Source organism: Palleronia sp. (assembly GCF_042089775.1).
GTDB lineage: Bacteria > Pseudomonadota > Alphaproteobacteria > Rhodobacterales > Rhodobacteraceae > Palleronia.
Genome location: NZ_JBELKF010000019.1, coordinates 1 through 25,758, shown reverse-complemented (window position 1 = coordinate 25,758; position 25,758 = coordinate 1). Strand labels below are relative to the sequence as shown.

General features: G+C 68.7%; 27 protein-coding genes and 1 riboswitch. Of the genes, 16 read left to right on the top strand and 11 right to left on the bottom strand.

Going from position 1 to position 25,758, the window contains the following annotated elements; genetic code table 11:
• The first annotated feature begins 30 nt into the window (after positions 1–30).
• The gene (locus ACFDS3_RS07220) at positions 31–942 is read left to right on the top strand and encodes a PAS-domain containing protein (protein ID WP_375261676.1); all 912 of its coding nucleotides are present in this window, start codon (positions 31–33) and stop codon (positions 940–942) included.
• A gap of 186 nt (positions 943–1,128) precedes the next feature.
• Here the strand turns inward: ACFDS3_RS07220 and yaaA are convergent, their stop codons facing one another.
• The 3 genes from yaaA to ACFDS3_RS07205 all read right to left on the bottom strand — a co-directional run bounded on the left by yaaA (position 1,129) and on the right by ACFDS3_RS07205 (position 4,366).
• A complete protein-coding gene (yaaA, locus tag ACFDS3_RS07215; protein WP_375261675.1) occupies positions 1,129–1,914 on the bottom strand; it encodes a peroxide stress protein YaaA in 786 nt (261 codons plus the stop codon).
• Between the two features lie 51 nt (positions 1,915–1,965).
• Entirely contained in the window at positions 1,966–3,999 is a 2,034-nt protein-coding gene (recQ, locus tag ACFDS3_RS07210; protein ID WP_375261674.1) for a DNA helicase RecQ, read from the bottom strand.
• Positions 4,000–4,078: 79 nt separating this feature from the next.
• Complete coding sequence (locus ACFDS3_RS07205) at positions 4,079–4,366, bottom strand: YggT family protein (protein WP_375261673.1); 288 nt, start codon at positions 4,364–4,366, stop codon at positions 4,079–4,081.
• Between the two features lie 94 nt (positions 4,367–4,460).
• Between ACFDS3_RS07205 and ACFDS3_RS07200 the strand changes: the two genes are divergently transcribed.
• The 7 genes from ACFDS3_RS07200 (at position 4,461) to arfB (ending at position 10,078) form a co-directional block, all read left to right on the top strand.
• Positions 4,461–4,994, top strand: coding sequence for an acyl-CoA thioesterase (locus ACFDS3_RS07200; RefSeq protein WP_375261672.1), 534 nt, complete (start codon positions 4,461–4,463; stop codon positions 4,992–4,994).
• 58 nt (positions 4,995–5,052) lie between these two features.
• Complete coding sequence (locus ACFDS3_RS07195) at positions 5,053–6,384, top strand: MFS transporter (protein ID WP_375261671.1); 1,332 nt, start codon at positions 5,053–5,055, stop codon at positions 6,382–6,384.
• Positions 6,384–7,289, top strand: a complete 906-nt coding sequence (mepA, locus tag ACFDS3_RS07190; RefSeq protein WP_375261670.1) for a penicillin-insensitive murein endopeptidase — start codon at positions 6,384–6,386, stop codon at positions 7,287–7,289. The genes ACFDS3_RS07195 and mepA overlap by 1 nt, the downstream gene beginning before the upstream one ends.
• Entirely contained in the window at positions 7,265–8,134 is an 870-nt protein-coding gene (locus ACFDS3_RS07185) for an esterase-like activity of phytase family protein (RefSeq protein ID WP_375261669.1), read from the top strand. Before mepA ends, ACFDS3_RS07185 begins: the two co-directional genes overlap by 25 nt.
• 98 nt (positions 8,135–8,232) lie before the next feature.
• Entirely contained in the window at positions 8,233–8,871 is a 639-nt protein-coding gene (locus ACFDS3_RS07180; RefSeq protein WP_375261668.1) for a queuosine precursor transporter, read from the top strand.
• A 638-nt stretch (positions 8,872–9,509) separates the two neighbouring features.
• A complete protein-coding gene (locus tag ACFDS3_RS07175; RefSeq protein ID WP_375261667.1) occupies positions 9,510–9,659 on the top strand; it encodes a hypothetical protein in 150 nt (49 codons plus the stop codon).
• Complete coding sequence (gene arfB, locus ACFDS3_RS07170) at positions 9,656–10,078, top strand: alternative ribosome rescue aminoacyl-tRNA hydrolase ArfB (protein ID WP_375261666.1); 423 nt, start codon at positions 9,656–9,658, stop codon at positions 10,076–10,078. The genes ACFDS3_RS07175 and arfB overlap by 4 nt, the downstream gene beginning before the upstream one ends.
• Positions 10,079–10,111: 33 nt before the next feature.
• Here arfB and ACFDS3_RS07165 read toward each other — a convergent pair whose 3' ends face one another.
• Entirely contained in the window at positions 10,112–11,224 is a 1,113-nt protein-coding gene (locus tag ACFDS3_RS07165; RefSeq protein WP_375261665.1) for an S-(hydroxymethyl)glutathione dehydrogenase/class III alcohol dehydrogenase, read from the bottom strand.
• A gap of 137 nt (positions 11,225–11,361) precedes the next feature.
• Between ACFDS3_RS07165 and pncB the strand changes: the two genes are divergently transcribed.
• The gene (gene pncB, locus ACFDS3_RS07160) at positions 11,362–12,654 is read left to right on the top strand and encodes a nicotinate phosphoribosyltransferase (protein WP_375261664.1); all 1,293 of its coding nucleotides are present in this window, start codon (positions 11,362–11,364) and stop codon (positions 12,652–12,654) included.
• Here the strand turns inward: pncB and ACFDS3_RS07155 are convergent.
• Genes ACFDS3_RS07155 through cobU form a run of 3 tightly spaced genes read right to left on the bottom strand, consistent with a single transcriptional unit; the run spans position 12,651 to position 14,867 of the window.
• A complete protein-coding gene (locus ACFDS3_RS07155) occupies positions 12,651–13,361 on the bottom strand; it encodes an adenosylcobinamide-GDP ribazoletransferase (RefSeq protein WP_375261663.1) in 711 nt (236 codons plus the stop codon). The genes pncB and ACFDS3_RS07155 overlap by 4 nt on opposite strands.
• Entirely contained in the window at positions 13,358–14,302 is a 945-nt protein-coding gene (gene cobT / locus ACFDS3_RS07150; RefSeq protein WP_375261700.1) for a nicotinate-nucleotide--dimethylbenzimidazole phosphoribosyltransferase, read from the bottom strand. Before cobT ends, ACFDS3_RS07155 begins: the two co-directional genes overlap by 4 nt.
• 49 nt (positions 14,303–14,351) lie before the next feature.
• Positions 14,352–14,867: a bifunctional adenosylcobinamide kinase/adenosylcobinamide-phosphate guanylyltransferase gene (gene cobU, locus ACFDS3_RS07145; protein ID WP_375261662.1), complete on the bottom strand. Its 516-nt coding sequence runs from the start codon at positions 14,865–14,867 to the stop codon at positions 14,352–14,354.
• Positions 14,868–14,916: 49 nt separating this feature from the next.
• Here cobU and ACFDS3_RS07140 point away from each other — a divergent pair, with 49 nt between their 5' ends.
• From ACFDS3_RS07140 to cobD, 4 genes are read left to right on the top strand one after another with little or no spacing between them, the layout of a single operon-like run.
• Positions 14,917–15,474 (top strand): histidine phosphatase family protein, encoded by a 558-nt coding sequence (locus ACFDS3_RS07140; protein ID WP_375261661.1) that lies wholly within the window; start codon positions 14,917–14,919, stop codon positions 15,472–15,474.
• On the top strand, positions 15,471–16,223 hold the full coding sequence (locus tag ACFDS3_RS07135) for a propanediol utilization protein (protein ID WP_375261660.1): 753 nt from the start codon (positions 15,471–15,473) through the stop codon (positions 16,221–16,223). Before ACFDS3_RS07140 ends, ACFDS3_RS07135 begins: the two co-directional genes overlap by 4 nt.
• The gene (gene cbiB, locus ACFDS3_RS07130; RefSeq protein ID WP_375261659.1) at positions 16,220–17,149 is read left to right on the top strand and encodes an adenosylcobinamide-phosphate synthase CbiB; all 930 of its coding nucleotides are present in this window, start codon (positions 16,220–16,222) and stop codon (positions 17,147–17,149) included. Before ACFDS3_RS07135 ends, cbiB begins: the two co-directional genes overlap by 4 nt.
• On the top strand, positions 17,146–18,093 hold the full coding sequence (gene cobD / locus ACFDS3_RS07125) for a threonine-phosphate decarboxylase CobD (protein WP_375261658.1): 948 nt from the start codon (positions 17,146–17,148) through the stop codon (positions 18,091–18,093). The genes cbiB and cobD overlap by 4 nt, the downstream gene beginning before the upstream one ends.
• Here the strand turns inward: cobD and ACFDS3_RS07120 are convergent.
• The 4 genes from ACFDS3_RS07120 to cobO are packed head-to-tail and all read right to left on the bottom strand — an operon-like array spanning position 18,090 to position 21,524.
• Positions 18,090–19,532: a cobyric acid synthase gene (locus ACFDS3_RS07120; protein ID WP_375261657.1), complete on the bottom strand. Its 1,443-nt coding sequence runs from the start codon at positions 19,530–19,532 to the stop codon at positions 18,090–18,092. The genes cobD and ACFDS3_RS07120 overlap by 4 nt on opposite strands.
• Entirely contained in the window at positions 19,529–20,311 is a 783-nt protein-coding gene (locus ACFDS3_RS07115) for a metallophosphoesterase (protein ID WP_375261656.1), read from the bottom strand. Before ACFDS3_RS07115 ends, ACFDS3_RS07120 begins: the two co-directional genes overlap by 4 nt.
• Positions 20,308–20,895, bottom strand: coding sequence for an HAD family hydrolase (locus tag ACFDS3_RS07110; RefSeq protein WP_375261655.1), 588 nt, complete (start codon positions 20,893–20,895; stop codon positions 20,308–20,310). The genes ACFDS3_RS07115 and ACFDS3_RS07110 overlap by 4 nt, the downstream gene beginning before the upstream one ends.
• Before the next feature lie 23 nt (positions 20,896–20,918).
• Positions 20,919–21,524, bottom strand: coding sequence for a cob(I)yrinic acid a,c-diamide adenosyltransferase (gene cobO / locus ACFDS3_RS07105; RefSeq protein ID WP_375261654.1), 606 nt, complete (start codon positions 21,522–21,524; stop codon positions 20,919–20,921).
• 26 nt (positions 21,525–21,550) lie between these two features.
• A riboswitch (cobalamin riboswitch) is annotated at positions 21,551–21,742 on the top strand.
• A 77-nt stretch (positions 21,743–21,819) separates the two neighbouring features.
• Between cobO and ACFDS3_RS07100 the strand changes: the two genes are divergently transcribed.
• The 3 genes from ACFDS3_RS07100 to cobN all read left to right on the top strand — a co-directional run.
• Positions 21,820–22,182, top strand: a complete 363-nt coding sequence (locus ACFDS3_RS07100; RefSeq protein ID WP_375261653.1) for a DUF1636 family protein — start codon at positions 21,820–21,822, stop codon at positions 22,180–22,182.
• Complete coding sequence (gene cobW / locus ACFDS3_RS07095; protein WP_375261652.1) at positions 22,179–23,231, top strand: cobalamin biosynthesis protein CobW; 1,053 nt, start codon at positions 22,179–22,181, stop codon at positions 23,229–23,231. Before ACFDS3_RS07100 ends, cobW begins: the two co-directional genes overlap by 4 nt.
• A 27-nt stretch (positions 23,232–23,258) precedes the next feature.
• A partial coding sequence (gene cobN, locus ACFDS3_RS07090; protein WP_375261651.1) for a cobaltochelatase subunit CobN occupies positions 23,259–25,758 on the top strand: 2,500 nt, incomplete at its 3' end.

Genomic DNA, 25,758 nt, shown 5'->3' with positions numbered 1-25,758 from the left:
TAGTTGACGGCTGAAGTGAGCGGGGACGCGATGCGGTCTGACAACGCCCTTGAGATCGAACGGGAACGGCGCGGACGGCTCGCCGCAGAGCGGACGTTCGCGCAACGCGAGCGCGAGCTGACCAGCCGGATCGCCAAGCTGGAGGCGACGTCCCGCCGCCTGACGCAAGAAATCGAGACGAAGCGCCGGGAAGCGGCGCGGCTTGATCAGTCGGGCGTCGGCCGCGCTCGCGACATCAAGGTGGTACGCAGTCAGCCGGACCAGGCCGAGCATCCGCTCTGGGCTGCGCTGCAGACCATCCCCGACGGCTTCGCGCTCTTTGACAAGGACAGCCGCCTGATCCTGGCGAATCCGGCCTACCTGGCAATCTTCGACGGCCTGACCGCGGTCGCGCCCGGCGTCAGCTACGATCAGCTGTGTGACCTTCTGGTCTTGGAAGGCGTCGTGGACGCCGCGCCCGACTACGAAGCCTGGCGCGCACGGATGAAGGACCGCTGGCAGCAGGACGAGATCCCGCCCGAGGTGCTTCGCATCTTCGACGGCAGGTTCATCAAGCTGGTAGACCGCAGACTGCCTGACGGCGGCGTCGTCACATTGGCCGTCGACCAGACGCAATCCCGGCGCCTCCTCTCCGCGCTCGACGCGCTGCCCGAAGGTTTCGTTGTCTTCGATGCGGATGACAAGATCGTCACCGCGAACGAGGCCTATCTGAACCTCGTCGGCCTAAATCGCGACGATCTCCGCCCCGGCACGACTCCTGCCGATCTATTTCACGGTGCTGCACGCCCCGAACATGAAGGGTCTGGCGCCGAAGAAATCTGCACGGCCGATGGGCGGCGGGTTCGCTTGATCGCTGTCGCGTTGCCCGATGGCGGACGCGCCGGCCTCAGCATCGACGTCACGGCTTTTGACGCCCGCCAGACAGAGCGTTCCGCTTTGTGAACGAGTCAGACCGCGCGACTGGCAGCCGAGGCGGCGCCAAGGACGCAAGGCTCTGACGAGTTCTCGCGATGCTCTGGCGGTGGAAAGTGCGTTTTCGATGCGCGGCTTACTGCCCGACGCGTGACGGCCCAACTGCTGCTGACCATTTCGGCCGATGGTATGAAGATCCGCGACCGGCGTCCCCCCTCAGGCCGCCTTGGCCGCCGCCTCGGCACCTCGGAAAAAGGCAGGCGCGTCTGGCTGTGACAGCTCGGGCGCGTAGGCGTAGCCGCCCGCGTCGAACGCGCGCAGGCCGTCGACCGAGTCGATCCGATGCTCACAGACGAACCGCGCCATGGCACCCCGCGCGCGCTTGGCGTGGAACGAGATCACCTTGGCCTCGCCGTTCTTCTCGTCGAGGAACCGAGGCGTGACGATCCGGAGTCCCAGCGCTTCGGTGTCGACCGCGCCGAAGTACTCCTGGCTCGCACAGTTCAGCACCGCCTGCGCCCCGACCGCGGCGGCGTCCTCGGCCAGTGCCCGCGCGATGCGGTCGCCCCAGAATTCATACAGCGACCGGCCGCGCTCCGTCTCCAGTCGCGTGCCCATCTCCAGCCGGTAGGGCTGGATCGCGTCGCGGGGACGCAGGACGCCGTAAAGGCCCGAGAGGATCCGCAGGTGACCGTCGCCAAAGCGCTGCGCATCCTCGTCCAGCGACGCCCAGTCGAGGCCTTGATAGGTGTCGCCGGCGAAGGTCTCGGCCGCGGGACGGCTGTTTTCCGGAGTCGGGTCCTCTTCCAGCGCCGCAAATCGGCCGTAGTTCAGCACGGCGAGCTTGTCGGACAGGCGCATGAGCCGCTTCAGATCGTTCACCGACAACTCACGCGCCCGCGCAGCGAGCAGGTTCGCCTGATCCTGCATCCGGGGCGGCGTCACCTCGGGCCGGGTTTCGGCCCAGTCGAGCTTCTTGGCGGGCGAGATCACGACGAGCATGGACGTCTCCTTCTTACGGTCTGGAGGGAATAGGCCGGCGGACGCGGGGCCTCAAGCCTCGCGGCAAACGGCGAGGAAGGCGTCCGCGAACCGGTCGAGCTTCGGCGGCGTCAGCCCCGGTGCGCGGGCAAGCTGCTCGCGGCTGTCGGGCCGGCGCTCGGCGATCCAGCGGATCGTGCCCGAGCTGCAGGACATGGACTTGCCGGTGCCATCCTCGCCCCGCACCAGGTCGCCCTGCACCGCCATCAGCCGGTCATAGACCTCTCCGGCGGCGCGACCGGCGAGCTTCATGCGCGCCGGGTGGAGCTCTTCGACGGCGCCCGCGATGACCTGCAGAAACTCGCGCCCGTAACGATCGAGCTTTGTCGCCCCCACGCCGCCGATCCGGGCCATCGCGTCCATGTCCGAGGGCTTCGTTTCGGCCATCTCGATCAGGGTGCGGTCGTTGAAGATGACGTAGGCTGGCACACCCTGCGCCTCGGCCAGAGCGCGACGCTTGGCCTTCAGCGCCGACAGAAGCGGCGCGTCCTCGTCCGACACCAGCGCCTTGGCGGCGGGGCGGTCCTTATCGGTCAGCACGTCCTTGCGCAGGTCGATGGACTGCTCGCCCCGCAGGATCGGGCGCGCGGCTTCGGTCATCACCAGCGCGCCGTGCCGTTCTGCATCGGGTCGGACAAGATCGTGCCCCATCATCTGCCGAAAGATCGCCTGCCATTGCCGCGGCTGATGGCGCTTTCCCACACCGAAAGTCGGAAGATCGTCATGGCCGCGCTGCTTCACCTTGTCGGTCTCGCGGCCGACGAGGATGTCGATCAGGTGCCCGGTGCCGAACCGTTCGGCGGTGCGCAGGATCGCCGACAGGGCCATGCGCACGGCTTCGGTGCCGTCGAAGGTCAGGGGCGGGCGATCACAGAGGTCGCAATTGCCGCAAGGCTCGGCATCTTCCCCGAAATAGCCGAGCAGCTTCTGCCGCCGGCATCCCAGCGCCTCGGCCAGCCCCAGAAGCGCGTTGAGCCGGCCATGGTCGGCGCCCTTGCGCTCGGGCGGGGCGAGACCCTCGTCGATCTGCGACCGGCGCAGGCGGATGTCGTCGGGACCGTAAAGCGTCATGGTCTCGGCCGGGGCGCCGTCGCGACCGGCGCGGCCGATCTCCTGATAGTAGGACTCGATCGACTTCGGGAGGTCTGCATGTGCGACCCAGCGGATGTCGGGCTTGTCCACGCCCATCCCGAACGCGACCGTAGCGCAGACGATCAAGCCATCCTCGACGGCAAAACGGGTCTCAACGGCGCGGCGGTCTTCGGCCACCATCCCGCCGTGGTAGGAACAGGCCGCGTGACCGTCGCGGCGTAGCGCGTCGGCAAGGCTTTCGGTCTTGGCGCGGGTGCCGCAATAGACGATGCCGGACTGCCCCCTGCGGCCTTCGGCAAAGCCGAGGATCTGCTGCCGGGGCTGGTTCTTGGGCCGGAAGGCAAGGTGAATGTTCGGCCGGTCGAAACCGCGCAGGAACATCCGCGGCTCTTCGCCGCCGAACAGGCGGGTGACGATCTCGTCCCGAGTCTCGGCGTCGGCGGTGGCGGTGAAGGCGGCCAGCGGCACGTCCAGAGCGCGGCGAAGCTCTCCGATCCTCAGGTAGTCCGGACGGAAGTCGTGGCCCCACTGGCTGACGCAATGCGCCTCGTCGACCGCGATCAGGCTCACGTTGGCGCGGCGCAGCATGTGGCTCGCGGACCCGAGGCGCTCGGGCGCGAGATACAGCAGCTTCAGCGTCCCGGTTTCAAGCTGCTCGTAGACCGCCCGCGTCTCGTCCTCGGTATTCGCCGAAGTCAGCGCTCCGGCGGCTACTCCGGCCTCCTGCAGGCCCCGGACCTGGTCACGCATCAGGGCGATCAGCGGCGAGACGACCAACGTCACGCCCTCGCGCATCAGCGCTGGCAGCTGGTAGCACAGGGACTTGCCGCCGCCCGTCGGCATGATCGCCAGCACCGGCTCGCCCGCCGCCACGGCCTCGACGATCTCGCCCTGGCCAGGACGAAATTCGGAGAATCCGAAGACGGAGGCGAGGATCGCCTGTGGCTCTTGCATGGGCCTGCCCCTGGGGTCGTTCTTGCGCGCCGCCACCGATCCCACATCGGGAATCGGGGGACAAGCGCGACCGCCGGCCTCAGTAGAAGGCGGGGATGTTGTTCATCAGGATGATGCGCAGCGCATAGATCGCGATGAGCGCAACCAGCGGTGCCAGGTCAAGGCCGCCCATCGGCGGCAGCACCCTGCGGATCGGACCGTAGAGAGGCTCGAGCAGGCGGGTCAGCCCGTCCCAGATCTGCGCAACCAGCGGCTGGCGCAGGTTGAGGACCTGAAAGTTGATCAACCACGACATGATGATGTGGGCGATCATGATGAACCACACCACGTCGAGGATGAGGAGGAGAATCTGAATAACCGAGAGCATCTGGGTCCCTGTTTAGCGTCGGCCGTTACGTAACCACGCGCCTTGCGCCGGGCAAGGCTTGACCGGCGCGTCGCGTCGCGGCACCTGGCGCCTTATGTACCCGATTTTACGCTTCACGAACGAACTCCGGCGATTCAACGACGCGCCAACGCTCGGCTTCTTCGACACCCATGTCAGCCGGCATCGGATCTGGCCGGTCGATATCGACGTCTGGATGGAGCTGAACAACGGTCGCACGCTGACGCTGTTCGACCTTGGCCGCATCGTGCTGTTCCGGCGGACGAAGGTGTGGGATTTCATGCGCAAGCAAGGCTGGGTCGGCACCGTCGCCGGATCGAGCGTGCGGTATCGCCGCCGGGTGCAGATGTTCCACAAGGTCGAGATGCGCAGCCGCATCGTCGGCCGGGACGCCAAGTTCCTTTACGTCGAACAGGCAATGTTCCGCGAGAGCGACGGCGAATGCACCAGCCACGTCCTGCTGCGCACCGCCGTCACCGACCGCAAGCGCATGATCACGATGGACGAGGTCGCCGAGACCTGGGGCGGGCTTGACTTCCCGCCCCTGCCCGACTGGGCGCGCGCCTGGTCTGAGGCCGACAACCTGCGCCCTTGGCCGCCGATGCAATAACCCTTTGCTGCCCGCCCCGCCCCGTGCTTCATGCGCGAGAGCAGGAAGGGGCATGGGCATGGCGCAGACGGTCGAGCGCAAGCGGATCTGGGGCTGGTTCTTCTTCGACTGGGCCAGCCAGCCCTACAACACGCTGCTCATCACCTTCATCTTTGGGCCGTATGTCAGCCAGGTGCTGGGCGACGGCTCGCGCGCGCAGGCGGTGTGGGGCTACGGCATCGGCGCGGCGGGGATCGTCATGGCTCTTCTGGCCCCGATCCTGGGCGCGATCGCCGACCAGACGGGGCGGCGGATGCCGTGGATCTGGGGGTTCTCGGCCCTTTACGTCATCGGCTCGGGGGCGCTGTGGTTCGGGGCACCGGAAAATTTCGACTTGGTGCGCACGATGGTGTTCTTCGGCATCGGCCTGATCGGGATGGAGTTCGCGACGATCTTCACCAACTCGATGCTGCCCGACCTGGCCACCCGCGAGACGATCGGCCGGATCTCGGGCACCGGCTGGGCTTTCGGCTACCTCGGCGGGCTGGTCTCGCTCGTCCTGATGCTCGTGTTCTTCGCCGAGGATGCCCTGACCCGCACCACGCTGATCGGGATCGAGCCGATCCTGGGCCTCGACCCCGCCACGCGCGAGGGCACGCGGTTCGTCGGGCCGTTCACGGCGATCTGGTACGTGCTCTTCATGATCCCCTTCTTCCTTTGGGTGCGTGACCCGCGCAGCAGTCGGCGCCGCGTGGATATCGGCGGCGCGCTGCGGGACCTCGGGCGCACGATCCGGCGCCTGCCCGAGACCCCGTCGCAGCTGACCTTCCTCATCGCGTCGATGCTCTACCGCGACGGGCTGGCGGGGGCCTACGCGCTCGGCGCGATCTTCGCCGCAGGCGTGCTGAACTGGAGCGTCGTGCAGACCGGCACCTTCGGGATCATCGCCGTGATTTCGGGCGCGCTCTTTGCCTGGATCGGCGGACGCGCGGACGAGAAAATCGGGCCGAAGCCGGTGATCGTCCTGTGCACCACCGTGCTTCTGTTCACCATCCTCGCCGCGATGTTCGTCGATCGCGACAGCGCGTTCGGCGTGCCGCAGGGCGTGACCTCGCAACTGCCAGACACGCTCTTCATGATCATCGGCGCGACCATCGGGGCCGCCGGCGGCGCGCTGCAATCTGCCAGCCGCTCGATGATGGTCCGGCAGGGGAACGAGACGCGCATGACCGAGGCGTTCGGCCTCTATGCGCTGTCGGGCAAGGCGACCTCTTTCATCGCGCCCCTGTCGATCGGGATCGCCACTTCTTTGACCGGATCGCAACATCTGGGCATATCGCCGCTTATCGTGCTTTTCGCCGTGGCCCTGGTGCTGCTAGTCTGGGTCAGACCCGAGGGAGACCACGTTTGATGAGTGCACTTCGTATCCTTGGCGTCTTGGGACTCGGCCTCCTGACCGCCTGCGGCACAGCCAGCCGCGACATCCCGACGCCCAGCCTTGCCGGGGTCGAGGTGACCCAAAGCGGCATGGCCAAGCAGCTCTTCGGCAACAAGGCGACGCCCGCGGCCCTGCCCTCGGCGCCCTACGGCTTTTATTCCAAGGGCTGCCTCGCTGGCGCGCAACAGCTGCCCGAGACGGGTCCGACCTGGCAGGCGATGCGCCTGTCGCGCAACCGCAACTGGGCTTTGCCCGAGACGATCGACGTGATCCAGCGCATCAGCCGCGCGGGCGCGGCGCATCCCGCGTCCAACGGCATCTACGTGGGCGACATGAGCCAGCCCTCGGGCGGACCGATGCTGACCGGCCACGCAAGCCACCAGGTCGGCCTCGACGCCGACATCTGGCTGATGCCCGCGATGCTGGGCCTGTCGCGCCAGCAGCGCGAGGGCATCTCGGCCCAATCCTACCGCCGCAACGCAGGCGCCTATACCACCAGCGACTGGTCCTCGTTCCAGGAGACGATCGTGAAGGCCGCCGCCACCGATCCCCGGGTCGAGCGCATCTTCATCTTTCCCGGCGCCAAGGTCGCCATGTGCGAGAACGCCACCGGCGACAGATCGTGGTTGCGCAAAGTGCGCCCCTGGTACGGCCACCACTACCATTTCCACGTGCGCCTCAGCTGCCCCGACAATGCGCCCGGCTGCGAGCTGCAGGATCCGCCGCCCGCTGGCGACGGCTGTGAGGAGGCTCGCCAATGGGTGCGCAACATCATCAACCCGCCCCCGCCGGACCCGGACGCTCCTGCCCCGAAGCCCAAGCGCGAATTGACCATGTCCGACCTTCCGCAGGCATGTCAGGCCGTCTTGGCGCGCTGATCCTCGCCCTCTCGACCCTTGCGGCCTGCGCCAGCCCGGCGCTGGAACCGTCTGGCTCGTGGGAGTGGCGCGAGGACGATCCGGCGCATGGCGGCTATTCCGCGATCGAGGTGCAGCCTGGCGGGCACGAGGCCATCGTGCTGTCCGACCGCGGGCGGCTCGTGCGGCTGCGCCTCTACCGCGGACCCAAGGGCCGGATCGCGCGGATCGAGAGCGACGGCGGCACGATGCTGACCCCGCCCGAGCGCAAGCAGTACGCCTTCGACCCAGAGGGGATCGCGGTTCCGCCGGACCAGTCGCGGCTCTTCGTCTCGACCGAAGGTCAGATCACCGGCGTGCTGGAATACGCCAGCCCGGACCGCGCACCCACGATCCTGCCAATCCCCGAGACGTTCCACCAGCTTCCCAACAACAACGCGCTCGAAGGTCTCGCCATGGATGCGAATGGCGCACTCTGGACCACGCCCGAGGACACGCCGGGCGAGAGCCTGCCCACCTACATTTTCCGCGGCACCACATGGCAGGACGGCCCAGCCCTGCCCCGCCGCGGCGAGTTCGCGCCCGTGGGCCTTGATTTCGACGACACCGGGCGTCTCTATGTGCTCGAGCGTGATCTTGAAGGGATTCTGGGATTTCGTACCCGCGTGCGCCGCTTCACCTTTGCCGGGAACGAGGTCGCGACCGAGGAAGAGCTGTTCGCCACGCTGCCCGGGACGCACGACAACCTCGAGGGTATCGCCGTCTGGCGCGACGACGCGGGAGAGCTGCACCTGACGATGATCTCTGACGACAACTTCTTTTTCTTCCAGAAGACGCAGCTTGTGGAATACGACCTCCCGAACTGAGCGGCCCTTGCGCCGCGCCGGGAACGGCGCTATGCGCCCCCGTCCCGCGCGCGTGGGAACAAGTCTCCGACCACCTTGTCTAAAAAACGGACTCAGACATGACCAAGCTTCTTCCTGGCGTCCTTGCCATGGCCATCGTCGTGGTGGCTTCGAACATCCTCGTGCAGTTCCTGCTTCTGGGCGGCCTGCTGACCTGGGGCGCCATCACCTACCCCTTCGCTTTCCTCGTGACCGACGTGATGAACCGCGTCTATGGGCCGCAGACCGCCCGGCGCGTGGTCCTCGCCGGCTTCCTGGTGGGGGTCCTGTGCTCTCTGATCGGGTCGCAGATCATGCTCGAGGGCGATGGCTACACCTATGCCGCCGTCCCGTTGCGCGTCGCCGTCGCCTCGGGCGTCGCGTTCCTTGCAGCGCAGCTGACCGACATCTTCGTGTTCAACCGGATGCGTGGCGGGGCGTGGTGGAATGCGCCGCTGATCTCGTCGGTCGCGGGCTCTCTTCTTGATACGGCGCTATTCTTCACCATCGCCTTCGCAGCCTTCCTCAGCTTCGGCCCTACTGCCGACAGCCAGATTTCCTGGGCGTGGGACGCGGCGTCGTTCCTGAATGTCGGCCCGGATGTCCCCCTCTGGATCAGTCTCGCGGTTGCTGACTGGATGGTCAAAATGGCCCTCGTCTTGATCGCCCTCGTGCCCTTCCGGATCATCACGAAGAATGTGACACAAAATCCTGCATGATAGTGTTTGACTGACGCCAAATCTGTGCCACGCTCCGCTTATCGGCAATCAACGAAAGGAGGTGGTCCAGTGTCTAGAATGATGCAGGAGTGTGAGGGCGGAACAGTCATGGGGGCCGACGTCCAAGGGCAGTCCTGAGGACGAAGAACTATGATTGGGTCGGACCCTAACCGGGCCCACCTCCGAAACATTCGAGGGACCGTCGTTATCCGGCGGTCCCTTTTCCTTTTGCTCGGAGCGTGCGGTTCCAAAACTGGGCCGCCGAAGAACTGACAGGCATGTCCTTCACAGGATCGTGAGGCTGTCGATCCCGCTGGCGGCACCGGTGTCGAGGGCATCATGACGACGCTATTGATCCGTCTCGCAATCCTCGCGGCGCTCTCGGCTGCCTCCGGTCAAGCCATCGCGAAGACCTCGATCGGTTTTGGCGAGGCGACTGTGCCGGCCCATCGGCACGCTGTTCGCGGGCGTGACCACGTTGCTATCGAAGCTCGCTACGGCCATCGCCGTGGCACGCGTTGGCGCGGTTAGCCGCGCGACCGGCAACCTTCTGGACGGCAACTCCTTCGAGATCGTCTCCTTGCGGATGCGGCCTCTGCCTATCCCGACCGATCTATGCTGAGGCAAGCCCCGTCAACATGGCCACCGGCATCACCGCTATCCTGATAAGCGGCATCTTATCGCTGGTACTGCTGAGATGCGACCGCCAGAGGCCCGTGGCCATCGGCTACGAAAGCAACATCGTCCTTGCGCTTAATGCCCTGTCGGTGGTTCTTCTTTTCCCATGAGCTTGCGCGTCAACGACCGGATTCAGATCGAGGATTGGGAGCTCGTCGAACAGTTCGTCCAGTCGGGCGGACCCGGCGGGCAGAACGTCAACAAGGTCGCCACCGCGGTCGAGCTGCGATTCGAGGCCGAGCGTTCGCCCAACTTGCCGGCCCCCGTCAAGATGCGCCTGCGCCGCCTCGCGGGGCGTCGCTGGACCCGAGAGGGCGCGCTTCTGATCAAGGTGGACGAGACGCGCCACCAGGCCCGCAACCGCGCCATCGCCCGTGACCGGCTGGCCGAACTGATCCGTCAGGCGCTCGAAAAGCCCAAGCGGCGGGTACCGACGAAGGTCACGCCCAACCAGAAACGAAAGCGCCGCGAGGCCAAGCGCCAGCGCGGCGAGGTCAAGGCACTCCGCGGCCGCGTCGACCGCGATTGACGGCGGGAGGTTAAGCCCCCCGCCGATCGATTCTCAGTACTCGACGACCGAGCGGATTGACTTGCCCTGGTGCATCAGCTCGAACCCGTGGTTGATCTCGTCCAGGGTCAGCTTGTGGGTGATCATCGGGTCGATCTCGATCTTGCCCTGCATGTACCACTCAACGATCTTCGGCACGTCGGTCCGGCCCCGCGCGCCGCCGAAGGCCGAGCCCTTCCAGGTGCGCCCCGTCACCAGCTGGAACGGCCGGGTCGAGATCTCCTCGCCCGCGCCAGCGACGCCGATGATGATCGACTCGCCCCAGCCCTTGTGGGCGCATTCCAGCGCCTGCCGCATCAAGGGTGTCTTGCCGATGCACTCGAACGAATAGTCTGCGCCGCCTTTCGTCAGGTCCACGAGGTAGGGGACCAGGTCGCCCTCGACCTCGTTGGGGTTCACGAAATGGGTCATGCCGAAGCGCTCGGCCATTTCCTTCTTGGAGTCGTTGATGTCGACGCCCACGATCATCTCGGCACCGACCAGACGCAGGCCCTGGATCACGTTCAGACCGATGCCGCCCAGGCCGAACACCACACAACGCGAGCCAGGCTCGACCTTCGCTGTGTTGATGACGGCGCCGAGGCCGGTCGTGACGCCGCAGCCGATGTAGCAGATCTTGTCGAAGGGCGCGTCGGGATTGACCTTGGCCAGCGCGATCTCGGGCAGGACCGTGAAGTTCGAGAAGGTCGAGCAGCCCATGTAGTGCAGGATCGGGGTGCCATCCTCCATCGAGAAACGCGAGGTTCCGTCAGGCATCAAACCCCGGCCTTGGGTGGTGCGGATGGCCTGGCAGAGGTTCGTCTTGGGGTTCAGGCAGTATTCGCATTCCCGGCACTCGGGCGTGTAAAGCGGGATGACGTGGTCGCCGGGCTTCACGCTGGTCACGCCTTCGCCGACCTCCTGCACGATCCCGGCGCCCTCGTGGCCCAGGATCGCGGGAAAGGCGCCCTCAGGGTCGTCGCCCGAGCGGGTGAACTCGTCGGTGTGGCACAGGCCCGTTGCCTTGATCTCGACCAGCACCTCGCCCGCGCGTGGGCCTTCGAGGTTCACATCCATGATTTCCAGGGGTTTGCCGGCCTCAAGGGCCACCGCGGCGCGCGTCTTCATCTTCGTCCTCCGAACTGTTCGAGCAGTCTGTATATTGCGCGCGCACCCTACCCCCCATGCCGCGGCACGCAAGCGGCCGGGTTGCTCCTTGGCCCGCAGGATGCACATATGCCTCGGAAATCCGGGGGAGAACGGCCATGGTCGACATCGCGACGCGCGTCTGGAACCACAAGTGGAAGATCGACCCGATCGTGCGGTCCCTGATCGACTCGGATTTCTACAAGCTCCTGATGTGCCAGACGGTGTTCCGCCGTCACCCCACGACGCGGGTCACGTTCAGCCTGATCAACCGCACGAAGTCCGTCCCGCTGGCCAAGCTGGTGGACGAGGGCGAGCTGCGCGAACAGCTCGACCACATCCGCAGCCTGTCCCTGTCGCGCGGAGAGTCGACCTGGATGCGCGGCAACACCTTCTACGGCAAGCGGCAGATGTTCACCCCCGCCTTCATGGACTGGTTCGAGAACCTGCGCCTGCCCGCCTACCACCTCGAACGGGTCGGCGACCAATACGAGCTGACCTTCGAAGGCAACTGGCCCGAGGTCATGCTGTGGGAAATCCCGGCCCTCGCCGTCCTGATGGAGCTGCGCAGCCGCGCGGTCCTGCACGACATGGGCCGCTTCGAGATGCAGGTCCTCTATGCCCGCGCGATGACCAAGCTGTGGGAGAAGATCGAGCGTCTGCAAAAGCTGCCGGATCTGAGGATCGCCGATTTCGGCACGCGCCGGCGGCATTCCTTTCTCTGGCAGGACTGGGCCGTCCAGGCCATGCAGGAGGGGCTGGGCGACGCCTTCACCGGCACCTCGAACTGCCTGATCGCCAAGAACCGCGACCTCGAGGCGATCGGCACGAACGCGCATGAGCTGCCGATGGTCTATGCGGCGCTGGCGGATGACGATGCCCAGCTGCGCCAGGCGCCCTACGAGGTGCTTGCCGACTGGCACGAAGAGCATGACGGCAACCTGCGCATCATCCTGCCCGACACCTACGGGAGCAAGGGGTTCCTTGAGCATGCGCCCGACTGGCTGGCGGGCTGGACCGGCATCCGCATCGACTCGGGTGATCCCGTCGAGGGCGCCGAGACGGCGATCCGCTGGTGGAAGGAACGCGGCGAGAACCCGCGCGAGAAGCTGGTCATCTTTTCGGACGGGCTCGACGTGGACAAGATCGAGGATCTACACGCCCGCTTCTCGAGCCGGGTCCGAACCAGCTTCGGCTGGGGCACGCTATTGACCAACGACTTCCGCGGCCTCGTGAAGGACGACGCGCTCGCTCCATTCTCGCTGGTGTGCAAGGCGCGCGAGGCGAACGGCCGCCCCACGGTCAAGCTGTCGGACAATCCCGAGAAGGCCACCGGCCCGCAGGACGAGATCGCCCGCTACCGCCGCGTCTTCGAGGTTGGCCACCAGGAGCGGCGCGAGGTCTTCGTCTAGGCTGCCAGCGCCAGCGCCGCCCAGCCGGCAGTCTCGGCCATAAGCTGCGTGGCACCGCAGGCATCGCCCGTCTGTCCGCCCATCCGCTTGAGGCATAGACGGCGCACGGCGGCATAGGTCAGCAGAATGGCGAGGACCGCCCAAAACGCCTCCCACCCCAGCACCAGCGCCAGCACCGCTGCCAAGCCGCCGCTGCGCCAAAAATGCGGCGCACCCATCGCAAGCGTGCTGAGCCCGCCATCCCGCGCCGAGGGCAGCGCTGTCAGGAGACGCAGCATCGCGATGCGGCTGACGACCCCGAGAAACAGGAAGGCACTGGCCGAGCCAACCTCGGCAATGGCCGCGACCTGCACCAGCGACACGGCGATCAGGGCAAGGACGCCGTAGCTGCCGACGCGGCTGTCTTCCATGATGGCAAGCACATGGGGCCGGTCGCGTCCGCCGCCGATCCCGTCGGCGAAGTCGCCCACACCATCGAAATGCAGCCCGCCCGTGACCAGCATCACGGCCGCCAGCGCCAGGGCCGCGCCTAGCAAGCCGCCGTCGGCCACCCCGAACGCGGCCCACCCGGCCAGCGCCGGGACAATCCCCGCCACGGGGAACGCCCAGGCGGCGTCCTTCAGCGCGGGCGGCGTGTCCAACCGCCCGACCGGCAGCCGCGTCAGGAACAGGATCGCGACTCGGATCTCGTCGAGGATGCGCCTCATCCGATGCCGGCCTCGGCGAAGGTGGCCATGCCGTCATGGGCGGCGAGCGCATTGCGCAGGACCGACAGCGCGATCGCCGCACCCGACCCCTCGCCCAGCGCCATGCCCAGATCGAGGATCGGCCGCTTCCCGATCGTCTCGAGCATCCGCGCATGTCCCGGCTCGGCGCTGCGATGCGCGACGAGGCAGTGGGCGAACAGCTCGGCCTCGTGCGACCAAAGCGGCAGGGCCGCGGCAGTGCAGATGAACCCGTCGAGCATCACCGGGATCCGCCGCGCCCGCGCCGCCAGCACCGCGCCAGCGATCGCAGCCTGTTCGCGCCCGCCCAGCGCAGCCAGACGCTCCAAGGGCTGCACGCCGGAATGGAGCGACCCGCCCCGCTGCACCACGGCCACCTTGCGCGTCAGCATCTGCGGGTCGGCGCCGGTGCCCCGCCCGACCCAGTCAACGGCCTCACCGCCAAGGCAGGCATGGGCCAGCGCCGCCGCAACGGTGGAGTTGCCGATGCCCATTTCGCCCAGAAGGACGATGGTGGCCGCGGGATCGACGGCCTCGGCCCCCGCACGCATCGCCGCAAGGCACTCGCTCTCATCCATCGCCGGACCTTGCGTGAAGTCCGCCGTCGGCCGGTCAAGGTCCAGCGGCAAGACCGTCATCTCGGCCCCCGCGACCGCGCAGAGCTGGTTGATGGCCGCGCCGCCGGCTTGGAAGTTGGCGACCATCGCCGCCGTGACCTCTTGCGGAAACGGGTTCACGCCGTGGGCGCAGATACCGTGGTTGCCGGCAAAGACCAGCGCCTGCGCCCGTTCGATCCTGGGCCGCACGGTGCCTTGCCAGCCCGCCATGAAGATCGCCAGCTCCTCCAGTCGGCCCAGCGATCCGGGCGGCTTGGTCAGTTCAGCCTGCCGGGCCTGCGCGGCCTCGGCGGCGGCAAGGTCCATTGCGGGCAGATCTGTCAGGCTGCGCGCGAGCGCATCGAACGAGGAAAAGTCAGGCTGCACCGGGTTTCACCTTCAGCGGTTGGCCTGCGACGACGAGGAACACCTCGTCCGCCGCGTCGGCGATGGTCTGGTTCACGGCACCGGCCGCGTCGCGGAACCGGCGGGCAAGTGCGTTGTCGGGGACGATGCCAAGGCCGACCTCGTTGGTGACGAAGATCACGGGGTGGAACAGGTCGGGGAGCAGGTTCGCGGCCTCGTCGGCGGCGGCGCGCCAGTCGGCCTCGGCCAGCATCAGGTTGGTCAGCCACAGGGTCAGGCAATCGACGAGGCGCGGCCCGGTATCGCTGGCCCGCAACGCGCCGATCAGGTCGACCGGCTCTTCGATGAGGCGCCATTCAGCGCCGCGTCGCGCCCTGTGGGCGGCGATGCGGGCGTACATCTCGTCATCCTGCGGCTGGGCAGTGGCGATATAGGTGGGGGCGCCGCCAAGACCTGCGACGGACCGCTCGGCGAAGGCTGACTTGCCCGACCGTGCCCCGCCCGTGATGAGGATCGACTTTGCCATGCTAAAGTGACACATCACAGGCTGCGAAAAAAGGAAAGCCTCGCCATCGATGCCGCGCCCCGATCTGCTTTTCGTCCGCCACGCGCCGGCGGTGGATCTGACCCGTTTGTGGGGCCGGTCCGAGGTCGATGCCACGCCGGACCCCGCCGCCGTTGCGGCGCTGCGGGACATGCTGGGCGAGGTCGCCACCGTCGTCAGCAGCCCGGCGCGCCGCTGCGTCCAAACCGCCCGAGTGCTGTTTCCCGACATCAAGGCCGCGCAGGATGACCGCCTGTGGGAGCAAGATTTCGGCCGGTATGACGGCGCGCCGCTGACCGAGTTGCCCGATCTCGGCCCCCTCACCGGCGACGCGCTCGCCGTCCACAGGTGGGAGGGGGGCGAGAGCTTCACCGACCTCTGCGCCCGCGTCGCCCCCGCGCTGGCCCCACTCTCAGCCGAAGGGCCGGTCGCTGTCGTGGCCCATGCCGGCACGATCCGCGCCGCGCTTGCCGCAGTCGTCGGCCCCGGCGCCGCGCTCGCCTTCGAGGTCGCGCCCCTGTCCCTGACCCGCATGACGGCGCATCCCGGCGGCTTCGCGATCGGCTGTGTCAACGCGAGGCCGCGATGAGCGGGCATTTCGGCGAGTGGATGCAGGGCCGTCTCGGCCCCGGCGGCCCGTTGGCCCTCGTCACCCTGTCGTGCCCGCTGTCCCCGGTAGAGGTCTCGCCCGGGGCGGGCCCGTTGCTGCCGCCCGAACGGATCGCAAACTTCTGCGCCGCGCTTGGCGTAGCCGACCCGGGGCTTGGGCTGGTCGCACGGCTGCCTCTTGGCGGAGGAACGGGCGCCTCGACCGCGGCGCTTTTGCAGATCGCGCGCGCGGTCGGCTTTCACGATCCCGACCGCCTCGCCGCCGCTTGCCTCGCGGCCGAGGGGGCTAGCGATCCGCTGATGCTGGCGCGCCCAGACGGCGTACTCTGGGCCCCGCGCGAGGGACGCGCGCTGGCCAAGGTCGCGCCGCCCCCCGCGGCCGAGATCGTCGGCGGCTTCTGGGGACCGCCCCTGCCGACAGACCCCAGCGACATCGCCTTCCCCGACATCGCGGACCTTTTCCGCCTCTGGTCCGGCCGGGACCTGCCCCTCTGCGCCGAGATCGCGAGCGAATCCGCTCGCCGCACCACGACCGCCCGCGGACCGGCCGACGACCCCACCGCAACGCTCGCCGCCGATCTCGGAGCTTTGGGCTGGGCGCGTGCGCATACCGGCTCCGCCCGCGCCCTGATCTATGCACCGGGCACCGTGCCTGCCGCCGCCGAGGCCGCGCTGGCCGAGGCCGGCCTGACCGACATCGTCGGTTTCCGCACCGGTGGCCCGGCATGATCGGCGCTATGGCGGCGGCCCTGGCGCTCGATGCGGTGCTTGGCTGGCCGCAAGTCGCCTATAACCGGATCGGCCATCCAGTGACGTGGATGGGCCGGTTGATCGCGCTGCTCGACACGCGACTGAACGACGGCACTCCAGAGGCACGCCGCCGCGCAGGCGTCCTGACGGTCGTTGTGACGCTGGCAGCGGTGCTGGTCCCGGCGGTCTTTCTGCAAAGCGCGCTGTCCGGCGGACTGACGGCGACACTGGTGACCGGGCTTCTGGCGTGGCCGCTGGTCGCGGCGCGGTCTCTCCACGATCACGTCGCGGCGGTCGCGGTGCCCTTGGCCGCCGGCGACATCGCAACGGCGCGGGGGGAAGTCGCCAAGATCGTCGGACGCGACCCGGCGCAGTTGGATGCGTCGGGCATCGCGCGCGCCGCCATCGAAAGCCTTGCAGAGAACGCCAGCGACGGCGTTATCGCGCCGCTGTTCTGGGGCGCGATCTTCGGCCTGCCGGGGATCGCCGCATACAAGGCCATCAACACGATGGATTCGATGATCGGCCACCGTACCCCGCGCCATGAACACTTCGGCCGCGCCGCCGCGCGGGTCGACGACGTCGCGAACTGGATTCCCGCGCGCCTGACCGGAGCGCTGTTCTGCGTCGTCGCCCCCGCACCAAAAGCGGCGCTTAAAGCAATGCGGCGGGACGCGCGAAAGCACCGCTCGCCCAATGCCGGCTGGCCCGAAGCGGCGATGGCCGCGGCGCTTGGCTGCCGCCTGTCCGGTCCGCGCGTCTATGGCGACCGTGTGGCGGACGAGCCGTGGCTGAACGCGGACGCGCCCGATGCGACGGCCGCGGCGCCTGGCCGGTCGCTCGACCTCTATCGCCGGGCGATCCTGATCGCAGGGGCGGTGCTGGTGGCGGGGTGGGTCGCATGAGGGATCACGGCGGCAATCTCGACGCGGCAATGATGCGGTATGGCGGCGACGGCTGGCTCGACCTGTCCACCGGGATAAACCCGCGCGCCTACCCCGTGCCCGACCTGCCCTCCCGCGCCTGGACCGCACTGCCCACCCGCGCCGAGATGGCCGCGCTGTCGGACGCGGCGCGGGCGGCCGTTGGCACGACGGCTACGGTCGTGCCAATGGCCGGGGCGCAGGGGGCGATCCAGGCGCTGCCGCGCGTGGTCTCCGGCAGGTCGGCGCGAGTGCTGGGTCCGACCTACAACGAGCATGCAGGGGCGCTGGTCGGGGCCGGATGGGAGGTCGCCGAGATGACCGAGATCGGGGCGCTCGAAGGCGCTGATCTTGCCGTGGTCGTGAACCCGAACAATCCGGACGGGCGAAGCTGCACGCCCGATGCGCTGCGCGCGCTGGCCGCACAGGTCGCTACGCTGGTCGTGGACGAGAGTTTCTGCGACGTCGCGCCCGAGCTGTCCCTTGCGAAGGACATGCCGTCGAATGCAGTGATCCTGCGGTCCTTCGGCAAGTTTTTCGGCCTCGCGGGCGTGCGGCTGGGCTTCGCCCTGACCGCCGGGCCTTTGGCGGCCAAGCTGCAGGCCGAGGCTGGTCCGTGGCCGGTCTCGGGCGCCGCGATCGAGATCGGACGGCGGGCCCTGTCCGACACGGGGTGGCAGGCCGAGACTCGCGAACGGCTTGTTCGCGACGCCGAGCGGCTCGACCGGCTGGCGGCTACCGCGGGTTGGCGGTTGGTCGGGGGCACAACCCTGTTCCGTACCTACGACGCAGGCCACGCCGCCGCGGCACAGGACAAGCTGGCGCGGGGCCGCGTATGGAGCCGGATCTTCCCCTATAGCGACGGATGGATTCGACTGGGCCTGCCGGACGGCGACGGCTGGGCGCAGCTTGAGGCCGCGCTTTAGCGGGCGAGGCACAGCAGGCCGTCCACGTCCAGATGCGCCTCGAGATGGTCGGCCAGCGCGTCGAGCGTCGCCTCGACGCCGGCGCCATAGCCGGCCTCGGACACGACACCGAGGCCGGCCAGCCATGCCGCACGGAACGCGTCGTCGGTGAACATGCCATGCAAGTAGCTGCCGGCGATGCGGCCGTCGGCGCTGACCGCGCCTTCCGGGGTGCCGTCCACGAAACCGAAGGGGCGCACGCGGTCGGGGCCGTCGGTTGCGCCCATGTGGATCTCGTAGCCGTCAAAGCACTGCCCGGTCGCCGCGTGGATCGCGCGCACCTCGGTCAGGCGCTTGTCGGGCGACATCGTGGTGGTAACGTCCAGCAGGCCAAGGCCCGGGTCGGCGCCCCGCGCGCCCTCGACCCCCTGCGGATCGGCGACCTCGCGCCCGAGAATCTGGTAGCCGCCGCAGATGCCCAGCACATGGCCGCCGCGCCGGACGTGGGCGGCGATGTCGACGTCCCAGCCCTGCGCGCGCAGGCAAGCAAGGTCGCGCCGCGTGGACTTCGTGCCGGGGACAATGACCACGTCCGCGTCGCCCGGCAGCGCCTGGCCGGGGCCTAGCATGGTCAACCGCACGCCCGGCTCGGCCGCCAGCGGGTCGAGGTCGTCGAAATTCGCGATCCGTCCGAGGCGCAGGCAGACGATGTGCAACCCCTCGCCCCTTCCCCCGCGCAGGTCGAGCGCGTCTTCGGCCGGCAGCCTCCACGCGCCGTCGAACCACGGGCAGACGCCGAAGCCGCGCCAGCCGGTGCGCGCCTCGATCAGCCGATAGCCGTCATCGAACAGCGAGGGGTCGCCCCGGAAGCGGTTGATGAGGAACCCGCCGATCAGCGCGGCGTCTTCGGGGTCGATCACCGCCTGGGTGCCAACGATCTGTGCGATCACCCCGCCCCGGTCGATATCGCCGGCCAGCACCACGGGCACGGCGGCCGCCCGCGCGAAACCCATGTTGGCGATGTCGCCGGCGCGCAGGTTGACCTCGGCCGGGCTGCCGGCGCCTTCGACCAGCACCAGGTCATGGGCGGTCTTCAGGCGAAAGAAGCTCTCGAGCACCTTTTCGAGCAAGTGCGGCTTCAGCTTGGCGTAGTCACGGGCGCGAACGGTGGTCAGGCGGCGGCCCTGCACGATGACCTGCGCGCCGGTGTCGGACTCGGGCTTCAGCAGGACAGGGTTCATGTCGGTGTGGCGGGGCAGATCGGCGGCCATCGCCTGCAGCGCCTGCGCGCGGCCGATCTCGCCCCCGTCGGCCGTAACGGCGGCGTTGTTCGACATGTTCTGCGGCTTGAACGGTGCCACCGACAGGCCGCGCCTGCGCGCAGCACGGCAGAGGCCCGCCACCAGCATCGACTTGCCCACGTTCGAGCCCGTGCCCTGGATCATCAGCGCGCGGGTCATCCGACTTCTGCCACGGTCAGTTCGGGCGGGCAGAACAGGCGAATGGGCGGCCCGCTGGTCCCGATCCCGGAGGACACGACGAGCTGCCGCGTCCCCTCGCTCAGATGCCCGTAGGCGTAGCGCACGCCGAAGCGCGAGGGGACCATCCACGGCCGCCCCGCGAACCGGATCTGCCCCCCATGCGTGTGCCCCGACAGCGTCAGGTCCACGTGATCGGGCAGATCGGCAAACGCGTCCGGCTCGTGCGCGAGCAGGATGGTGAACAGCCCGGGATCGCAGCCTTGAAGCGCCGCCTCGACATCCGCTCCGCCGATGCGGCGGCCATAGGCCCGCTGCGATTCCAGCCCGGCGAGAGTGAAGGGAACGCCGCCGGCCTCGAGCACCCGCGCCACATTCGACAGGGGCGGCAAGCCAACCGCGGTCAGCGCGCGGTGCCAGAATGTCTCGGCCGCGCGGCCGCGGCGGGCGACCGGATCGTCCTTCCAGTCGTGGTTGCCCATGATCGCGTGAACTCCGAGCGGCGCAGTCAGGCGCGCGAGGTGCGGCACGACCTCCGGCGGGGTCAGCGGCCGCATTCCCCAGGAGTGGCCCACGTAGTCACCCAACAGGCAGATCATGTCGGCCTCCAGCCCCTGCACCTGATCGACGATCCGCTTCACCCGCGCCTCGTTCACCAAGGGCGCGCAGGCATGCAGGTCGGCAAGGATCGCGATGCGCATCCGGGGGACGGCGACGTCGCGGCGGGGCGCGACGGCGTAGCGGGCAACGCGCAGGGTCACAGGCCCAGCACCCCGGGCAGCCGGTCGCGCGTCTCGGGGGCAAAGCGGAACACCCTCCACCCGCGGCTCTGCGCACGGCCGCAGTTCTCGGCGCTGTCGTCGATGAGCAGGATCCGGGGCGGGGGTAGAGCGGCCCACCGCTCGATCTGGCCGAAGAAGCCGGGGGACGGCTTGGCCACCCCCATCTCACCGCTGGCAAACACCCGCTCGGCCACGCGCCCGGCGCTGGTCCGGTCCCTGATATACTGCGCGCGCGAGACGGGATTGTTCGTGGCGATCACCTTGCGACCCGGGCACGCGTCGAGCCACGAGACCGCCTCGGCGTCGGGTCGGTCGTCGGCGGTCAGCCAGTGCGCCAGGAAATCCTCGGCCGTGATGTCGTGCCCCTCGTCCTCGATCCAGCCGGAAAGCCGCTCCTGCAGGTCGCACCAGCCGTTCAGCACGTCCCGCCTTTGCCCGGGGACGTTCAGGAACCGGCGAAAGCTGTCGGGCGAGATCCCGACGTCCCGGTCGAGGTCGGCGATCCACGGAAACACCTTGCCGCCGGGATTGACGTTCAGCACCCCGTCGAAGTCCCAGACCACAAGGTCGAAGGCGATCGGTGCGGTCAGAACTCCACCCCCTTCTGCGCCTTGATGCCGTCGCGGAACGGGTGCTTCACCAGATCCATCTCTGTCACGAGATCCGCCGCCTCGATCAGCTCGGGCTTGGCGTTGCGGCCCGTCAGCACGACGTGGGTCATGTCGGGCTTTTCCTCCAGCAGGAAGCGCACCACCTCGTCGATGTCGAGGTAGTCGTAGCGCAGGGCGATGTTGATCTCGTCCAGAAGGACGAAGCCGTTGCGGGTGTCGCGGATCTGCTCCTTCGCGATCTCCCAGCCGCGACGGGCCGCGGCGATGTCGCGGTCGCGGTCCTGAGTTTCCCAGGTGAAGCCCTCGCCGGCGACGAACAGGCGCACCTCCGGGAAGCGGTCCTCGATCACGCGCTTTTCGCCGGTTTCCCAGTCGCCCTTCACGAACTGCACGACCGCCGCCGGTATGCCCCAGCCGACGCAGCGCATGACCATCCCGAACGCGGACGAGGACTTGCCCTTCCCCTTGCCGGTATGGACGACGATCAGGCCCTTTTCACCGGTCTTGCCCGCCATCATCCGATCGCGGGCCTCCTTGATCTTCTTCATCTTGGCGTTGTGCCGCTCGGCTGCTTCGTCCATCGCTTGACTCCGGGCTTGCGTTGCGCCCATGTCTCGCCTGCGCTGGTGCCCGTTGCAACGGGTGAAAAGGGAATGGGTCTTTGAACCCAGCCGCCCCCGCGACCGTGACCGGAGAGGTCGCCCGACGCCACTGGCCAACCGGCCGGGAAGGCGGGACGACCGCGGGCAGACGCCCACATCCGCAAGCCGGGAGACCTGCCAGCCGCCGAAGTGAGACGACGTGGACGGGGTGTGCCACGATCGGAGGACGGGGCCCTGCCCCCATTCCGTGATGCGCCCCGCCGGAAAGGTGAGAATGGCCGAGACCGAACTTCTGGTCTGCGTGAAGTGCCGTCGCGGGATCGACACCCCCGGCGAATCCCGCCGCCCCGGCAAGGTGCTCGCCGACGCCGTCGCGGGCCAGCTTCCCGAGGGCGTGCGCCTGGTCGAGGTCGAGTGCATGTCGAACTGCGAGCGCGGCTGTTCGATCGCGCTGCGCGGCCCCGACCGCTGGACCTTCGTCTACGGCAACCTGACCGAGGCCGACGCGGCCCTCGTGGTCGAAGGCGCCAGCCTCTATGCCGCCCAGCCCGACGGGCTTGTGCCGTGGCGCGAACGGCCCGAACATTTCAAGCGCAACTGCATCGCGCGCATCCCGCCACTGGAGATCCCCGAATGACCGACCTGTCCAAGCTTCCCGTCACCGTCGTCACGGGCTTCCTCGGAAGCGGCAAGACTACTCTGATCCGCCACCTCATGCAGAATCCCGGCGGCCGCCGTCTGGCGGTCGTGGTCAACGAATTCGGCGATGTCGGCGTCGATGGCGAGATCCTCAAGGGCTGCGCGATCCCCGACTGCCCGGCCGAGAACATCGTCGAACTGGCGAATGGCTGCATCTGCTGCACCGTGGCCGACGACTTCATCCCGACGATCGAGGCGCTGATGAAGCTCGACCCCCGCCCCGACCACATCCTGATCGAGACCTCCGGCCTCGCGCTGCCGAAACCGCTTCTCAAGGCGTTCGACTGGCCCGACATCCGCTCGAAGATCACCGTCGACGGCGTGATCGCGCTGGCCGATGCCGAGGCCGTCGCCGCCGGCCGCTTCGCCCCTGACGTGGACCGGGTGCAGGCGCAGCGCGAGGCCGACGACAGCATCGACCACGAAACGCCCCTGTCCGAGGTGTTCGAGGACCAGATCTCCTGCGCGGACATCGTCCTGCTGACCAAGCCCGACCTCGCCGGTCCCGAAGGCGTGGCGAAGGCGCGCGAGATCATCGCCGCCGAAGCCCCCCGCCCCCTGCCCATCGTGGAATGCGCTGAAGGTGTCGTGGACCCGCGCGTGATCCTCGGGCTGAAGGCCGCCGCCGAGGATGACATGGACGCCCGCCCCAGCCACCATGACGACGCGGCCGACCACGATCACGACGACTTCGAGTCGATCGTCGTGGACATTCCCGAGCTTGCCACCCCCGCCGATCTGGTCGCCGCCATCGAACGCCTCGCGCAAGAGCGCAACATCCTGCGCGTGAAGGGCTACGCCGCCGTCCAGGGCAAGCCCATGCGCCTGCTGGTCCAGGCCGTCGGCGCCCGCGTCCGGCACCAGTTCGACCGCCCGTGGAAGCCCGAGGAAGCCCGCCGTGGCCGCCTCGTGGTGATCGCCGAGCATGACGACATCGACGAAACTGCGATCCGCGCCGCCCTTGGCGCGCTCGAGACCGCTGAATGACGCGGTTCGCGATGATGGCGCCGTAAGATGCACGTCATCTTCCGCGAAAGCCACGGGCTCGAAGAGGCCGACACGCCCACCGACCTCGGCCAGGACGCGGCTGACCTGGTGGTGCTGTCCTTCTCGGATTCAGACCTTGGCGCGTTCGCGGATGCGTGGCACCGGGGGCGAGATGCTTTGCCCTCGCTGCGCCTCGCCAACCTCTCGGCCCTGCGCCACCCCCTGTCGGTCGACACCTATATCGAGCAGACGCTCTCCGGTGCAAAGGGCATCCTGATCCGCCTGATTGGCGGCGCCCCCTACTGGTCCTACGGCCTGCAACAGGTCGAGGCGCTGGCCCGCGCCCGTGGCATCCCGCTTGCCGTCCTGCCCGCCGACGGTCGCCCCGACGAGACGCTCGACCGGGCGTCGACGCTGCCGGTTTCGACCCTCCGCCGCCTGCAGCATCTTTGCGACACCGGCGGCGCGGTGGCCGCGCAGGCGGCGCTGCAGCAGATGGCGCTTGCGTCGGGCCTCTATGCCGGTCCCGTGCGTGGGCAGAAGGCGCTGCCGATGGTCGGGGCCTGGAAGCCCGAAGATGGGCCGTGCTGTCCGCTGGCCGGCGTGGGACCGGAACCGAAGCCACGGGTGCTGGTGGTCTTCTACCGCTCCTACGTCGTCGCCGCGGATCTGGAGCCGGTGGCGGCAGCGATCCACGCCCTTCGCGCGCGTGGGTTCGATGCGATGGCGCTGTTCGCGCCCTCGTTGAAGGCGCCCGAGGCGGCGAGGTGGCTGCGCCGGCAGGTGTCGTTCTGGAAGCCAGCGGCGGTGGTGAACGCCACCGCCTTCTCGGGACGCGGAGAGGACGGAACATCGCCCCTCGACGCCGCCGGGGTGCCGGTGTTCCAGGTTGCCCTGTCGACCGCGCGGCGCAGCGCCTGGACCGAGGCCGAGCGCGGCCTTTCACCGGCTGACCTGGCGATGCACGTGGTCCTGCCCGAGATGGACGGCAGGATCATGGCCGGAGTCGCGTCCTTCAAGGAGCCGGGCGTCCGCGATCCCGACCTGCAATTCGCCCGCATCGCCCACCGCGCGGACGATGGCCGCATCGCCGCCATCGCCGACCGGGTCTCCGCGTGGATCAGGCTCGGCGCCACCCCGGCGGCCAAGCGGCGTCCGGCGCTGGTGCTGTCCACCTACCCGGGGCGGGACTGGAACATGGCACATGCCGTGGGACTGGACGCGGTGGCCTCGGCCGAGTCGATCCTGTCCGACCTCGCCGGTGCCGGCTACCCGATCACACCCGGCGACGCGCTACCCGGCGCCCTCGCCGCGCGAACAGAGGCGTGGCCCCTCGCCGCCTACCGCGCCGCGCTGGACCGCCTGCCCGACCCGATGCGCGCCGACCTGACCGCCGCATGGGGCGCGCCCGAGGACGATCCCAACCTCGTCGACGGCGCCTTCCGCTTTGCCGCCGTGCGACGCGGCGCCGTGTGGGTCGCGCTTCAGCCCGAACGCGGAACGCCGGAGGCGAAGGGGGACGAGTACCACGACCTCAGCCGCGTGCCGCGCCACGCTTACGTGGCCTTCTATCTATGGCTGCGGCATCGCGCCCACGCCCTCGTGCATATCGGCGCGCATGGAACGCTGGAATGGCTGCCGGGCAAGGCCGTCGCCCTGTCCGACACCTGCTGGCCCGAGGCACTGACCGGCGACCTGCCCGTGATCTACCCGTTCATCGTCAACGATCCCGGCGAGGCGGCGCAGGCCAAGCGCCGCATCGGCGCGGTGACTTTAGGCCACGTCCCGCCGCCCCTGAAGGACAGCGGCACGCCCGAGCGCTTCGCTCATCTCGAGGCGCTACTCGACGAGTTCTCGAACGCGGACGGGCTCGATCCGCGCCGCCGCGACCGGCTGCAAGAGGACATCCGTGCCGAGGCGCAGGCGCTGGGGGTCGAGGCCGATCTAGGGCTGGACGGCGCCTCCTGCCCGGCCGAGGCGATCACCCGGATCGACCGCTTCGTCTGCGACGTGAAGGAAGGGCAGTTTGGCGACGGGCTGCATGTCTGGGGCCGAGAGAACGCCTTTGGCGACGGCAGCGGCGAACGGCAGGCGCTGCTGGATGCGCTGGACGGCAAGCGGATCGAGGCGGGGCCGTCGGGCTCTCCCTATCGCGGGCGGACGGACGTCCTGCCGACGGGGCGGAACCTGTACACGGTGGACGCCCGTGCGGTGCCGACGCGGGCGGCCTGGGCGCAGGGCCAGCGGCTGGCGGCAGAGGTCGTCCGCCGCCACCTGCAGGACGAGGGCGACTGGCCGCGCGCGATGGTCGTGGACCTGTGGGGCTCGTCCACGATGCGCACCGCCGGAGAGGATTTCGCCATGGCGCTGGCACTGATGGGCGTGCGCCCGGTGTGGGACGACGGGTCTGAGCGGGTGTGCGGGATCGAGGTCCTGCCGATCGCAGAGCTGGACCGGCCGCGGGTGGACGTGACGCTGCGTATCTCGGGCCTGTTCCGCGACACGTTTCCGGGGCTCGCGCGGCTTC

Excerpts from the sequence above, each read along its gene's own strand:
- ACFDS3_RS07180 (WP_375261668.1), top strand. The coding sequence starts at position 8,233 with ATGACCAAGCTTCTTCCTGGCGTCCTTGCCATGGCCATCGTCGTGGTG.
- ACFDS3_RS07120 (WP_375261657.1), bottom strand. The coding sequence starts at position 19,532 with ATGACCCGCGCGCTGATGATCCAGGGCACGGGCTCGAACGTGGGCAAG.
- yaaA (WP_375261675.1), bottom strand. The coding sequence starts at position 1,914 with ATGCTCGTCGTGATCTCGCCCGCCAAGAAGCTCGACTGGGCCGAAACC.
- ACFDS3_RS07220 (WP_375261676.1), top strand. The coding sequence starts at position 31 with ATGCGGTCTGACAACGCCCTTGAGATCGAACGGGAACGGCGCGGACGG.
- ACFDS3_RS07100 (WP_375261653.1), top strand. The coding sequence starts at position 21,820 with ATGGCCGAGACCGAACTTCTGGTCTGCGTGAAGTGCCGTCGCGGGATC.
- arfB (WP_375261666.1), top strand. The coding sequence starts at position 9,656 with ATGAGCTTGCGCGTCAACGACCGGATTCAGATCGAGGATTGGGAGCTC.
- ACFDS3_RS07135 (WP_375261660.1), top strand. The coding sequence starts at position 15,471 with ATGAGCGGGCATTTCGGCGAGTGGATGCAGGGCCGTCTCGGCCCCGGC.
- ACFDS3_RS07200 (WP_375261672.1), top strand. The coding sequence starts at position 4,461 with ATGTACCCGATTTTACGCTTCACGAACGAACTCCGGCGATTCAACGAC.
- ACFDS3_RS07185 (WP_375261669.1), top strand. The coding sequence starts at position 7,265 with ATGTCAGGCCGTCTTGGCGCGCTGATCCTCGCCCTCTCGACCCTTGCG.
- ACFDS3_RS07205 (WP_375261673.1), bottom strand. The coding sequence starts at position 4,366 with ATGCTCTCGGTTATTCAGATTCTCCTCCTCATCCTCGACGTGGTGTGG.
- ACFDS3_RS07195 (WP_375261671.1), top strand. The coding sequence starts at position 5,053 with ATGGCGCAGACGGTCGAGCGCAAGCGGATCTGGGGCTGGTTCTTCTTC.
- mepA (WP_375261670.1), top strand. The coding sequence starts at position 6,384 with ATGAGTGCACTTCGTATCCTTGGCGTCTTGGGACTCGGCCTCCTGACC.
- cobD (WP_375261658.1), top strand. The coding sequence starts at position 17,146 with ATGAGGGATCACGGCGGCAATCTCGACGCGGCAATGATGCGGTATGGC.
- ACFDS3_RS07175 (WP_375261667.1), top strand. The coding sequence starts at position 9,510 with ATGGCCACCGGCATCACCGCTATCCTGATAAGCGGCATCTTATCGCTG.
- cbiB (WP_375261659.1), top strand. The coding sequence starts at position 16,220 with ATGATCGGCGCTATGGCGGCGGCCCTGGCGCTCGATGCGGTGCTTGGC.
- ACFDS3_RS07155 (WP_375261663.1), bottom strand. The coding sequence starts at position 13,361 with ATGAGGCGCATCCTCGACGAGATCCGAGTCGCGATCCTGTTCCTGACG.
- cobO (WP_375261654.1), bottom strand. The coding sequence starts at position 21,524 with ATGGACGAAGCAGCCGAGCGGCACAACGCCAAGATGAAGAAGATCAAG.
- recQ (WP_375261674.1), bottom strand. The coding sequence starts at position 3,999 with ATGCAAGAGCCACAGGCGATCCTCGCCTCCGTCTTCGGATTCTCCGAA.
- ACFDS3_RS07140 (WP_375261661.1), top strand. The coding sequence starts at position 14,917 with ATGCCGCGCCCCGATCTGCTTTTCGTCCGCCACGCGCCGGCGGTGGAT.
- cobU (WP_375261662.1), bottom strand. The coding sequence starts at position 14,867 with ATGGCAAAGTCGATCCTCATCACGGGCGGGGCACGGTCGGGCAAGTCA.
- cobT (WP_375261700.1), bottom strand. The coding sequence starts at position 14,302 with ATGGACCTTGCCGCCGCCGAGGCCGCGCAGGCCCGGCAGGCTGAACTG.
- pncB (WP_375261664.1), top strand. The coding sequence starts at position 11,362 with ATGGTCGACATCGCGACGCGCGTCTGGAACCACAAGTGGAAGATCGAC.
- cobW (WP_375261652.1), top strand. The coding sequence starts at position 22,179 with ATGACCGACCTGTCCAAGCTTCCCGTCACCGTCGTCACGGGCTTCCTC.
- ACFDS3_RS07165 (WP_375261665.1), bottom strand. The coding sequence starts at position 11,224 with ATGAAGACGCGCGCCGCGGTGGCCCTTGAGGCCGGCAAACCCCTGGAA.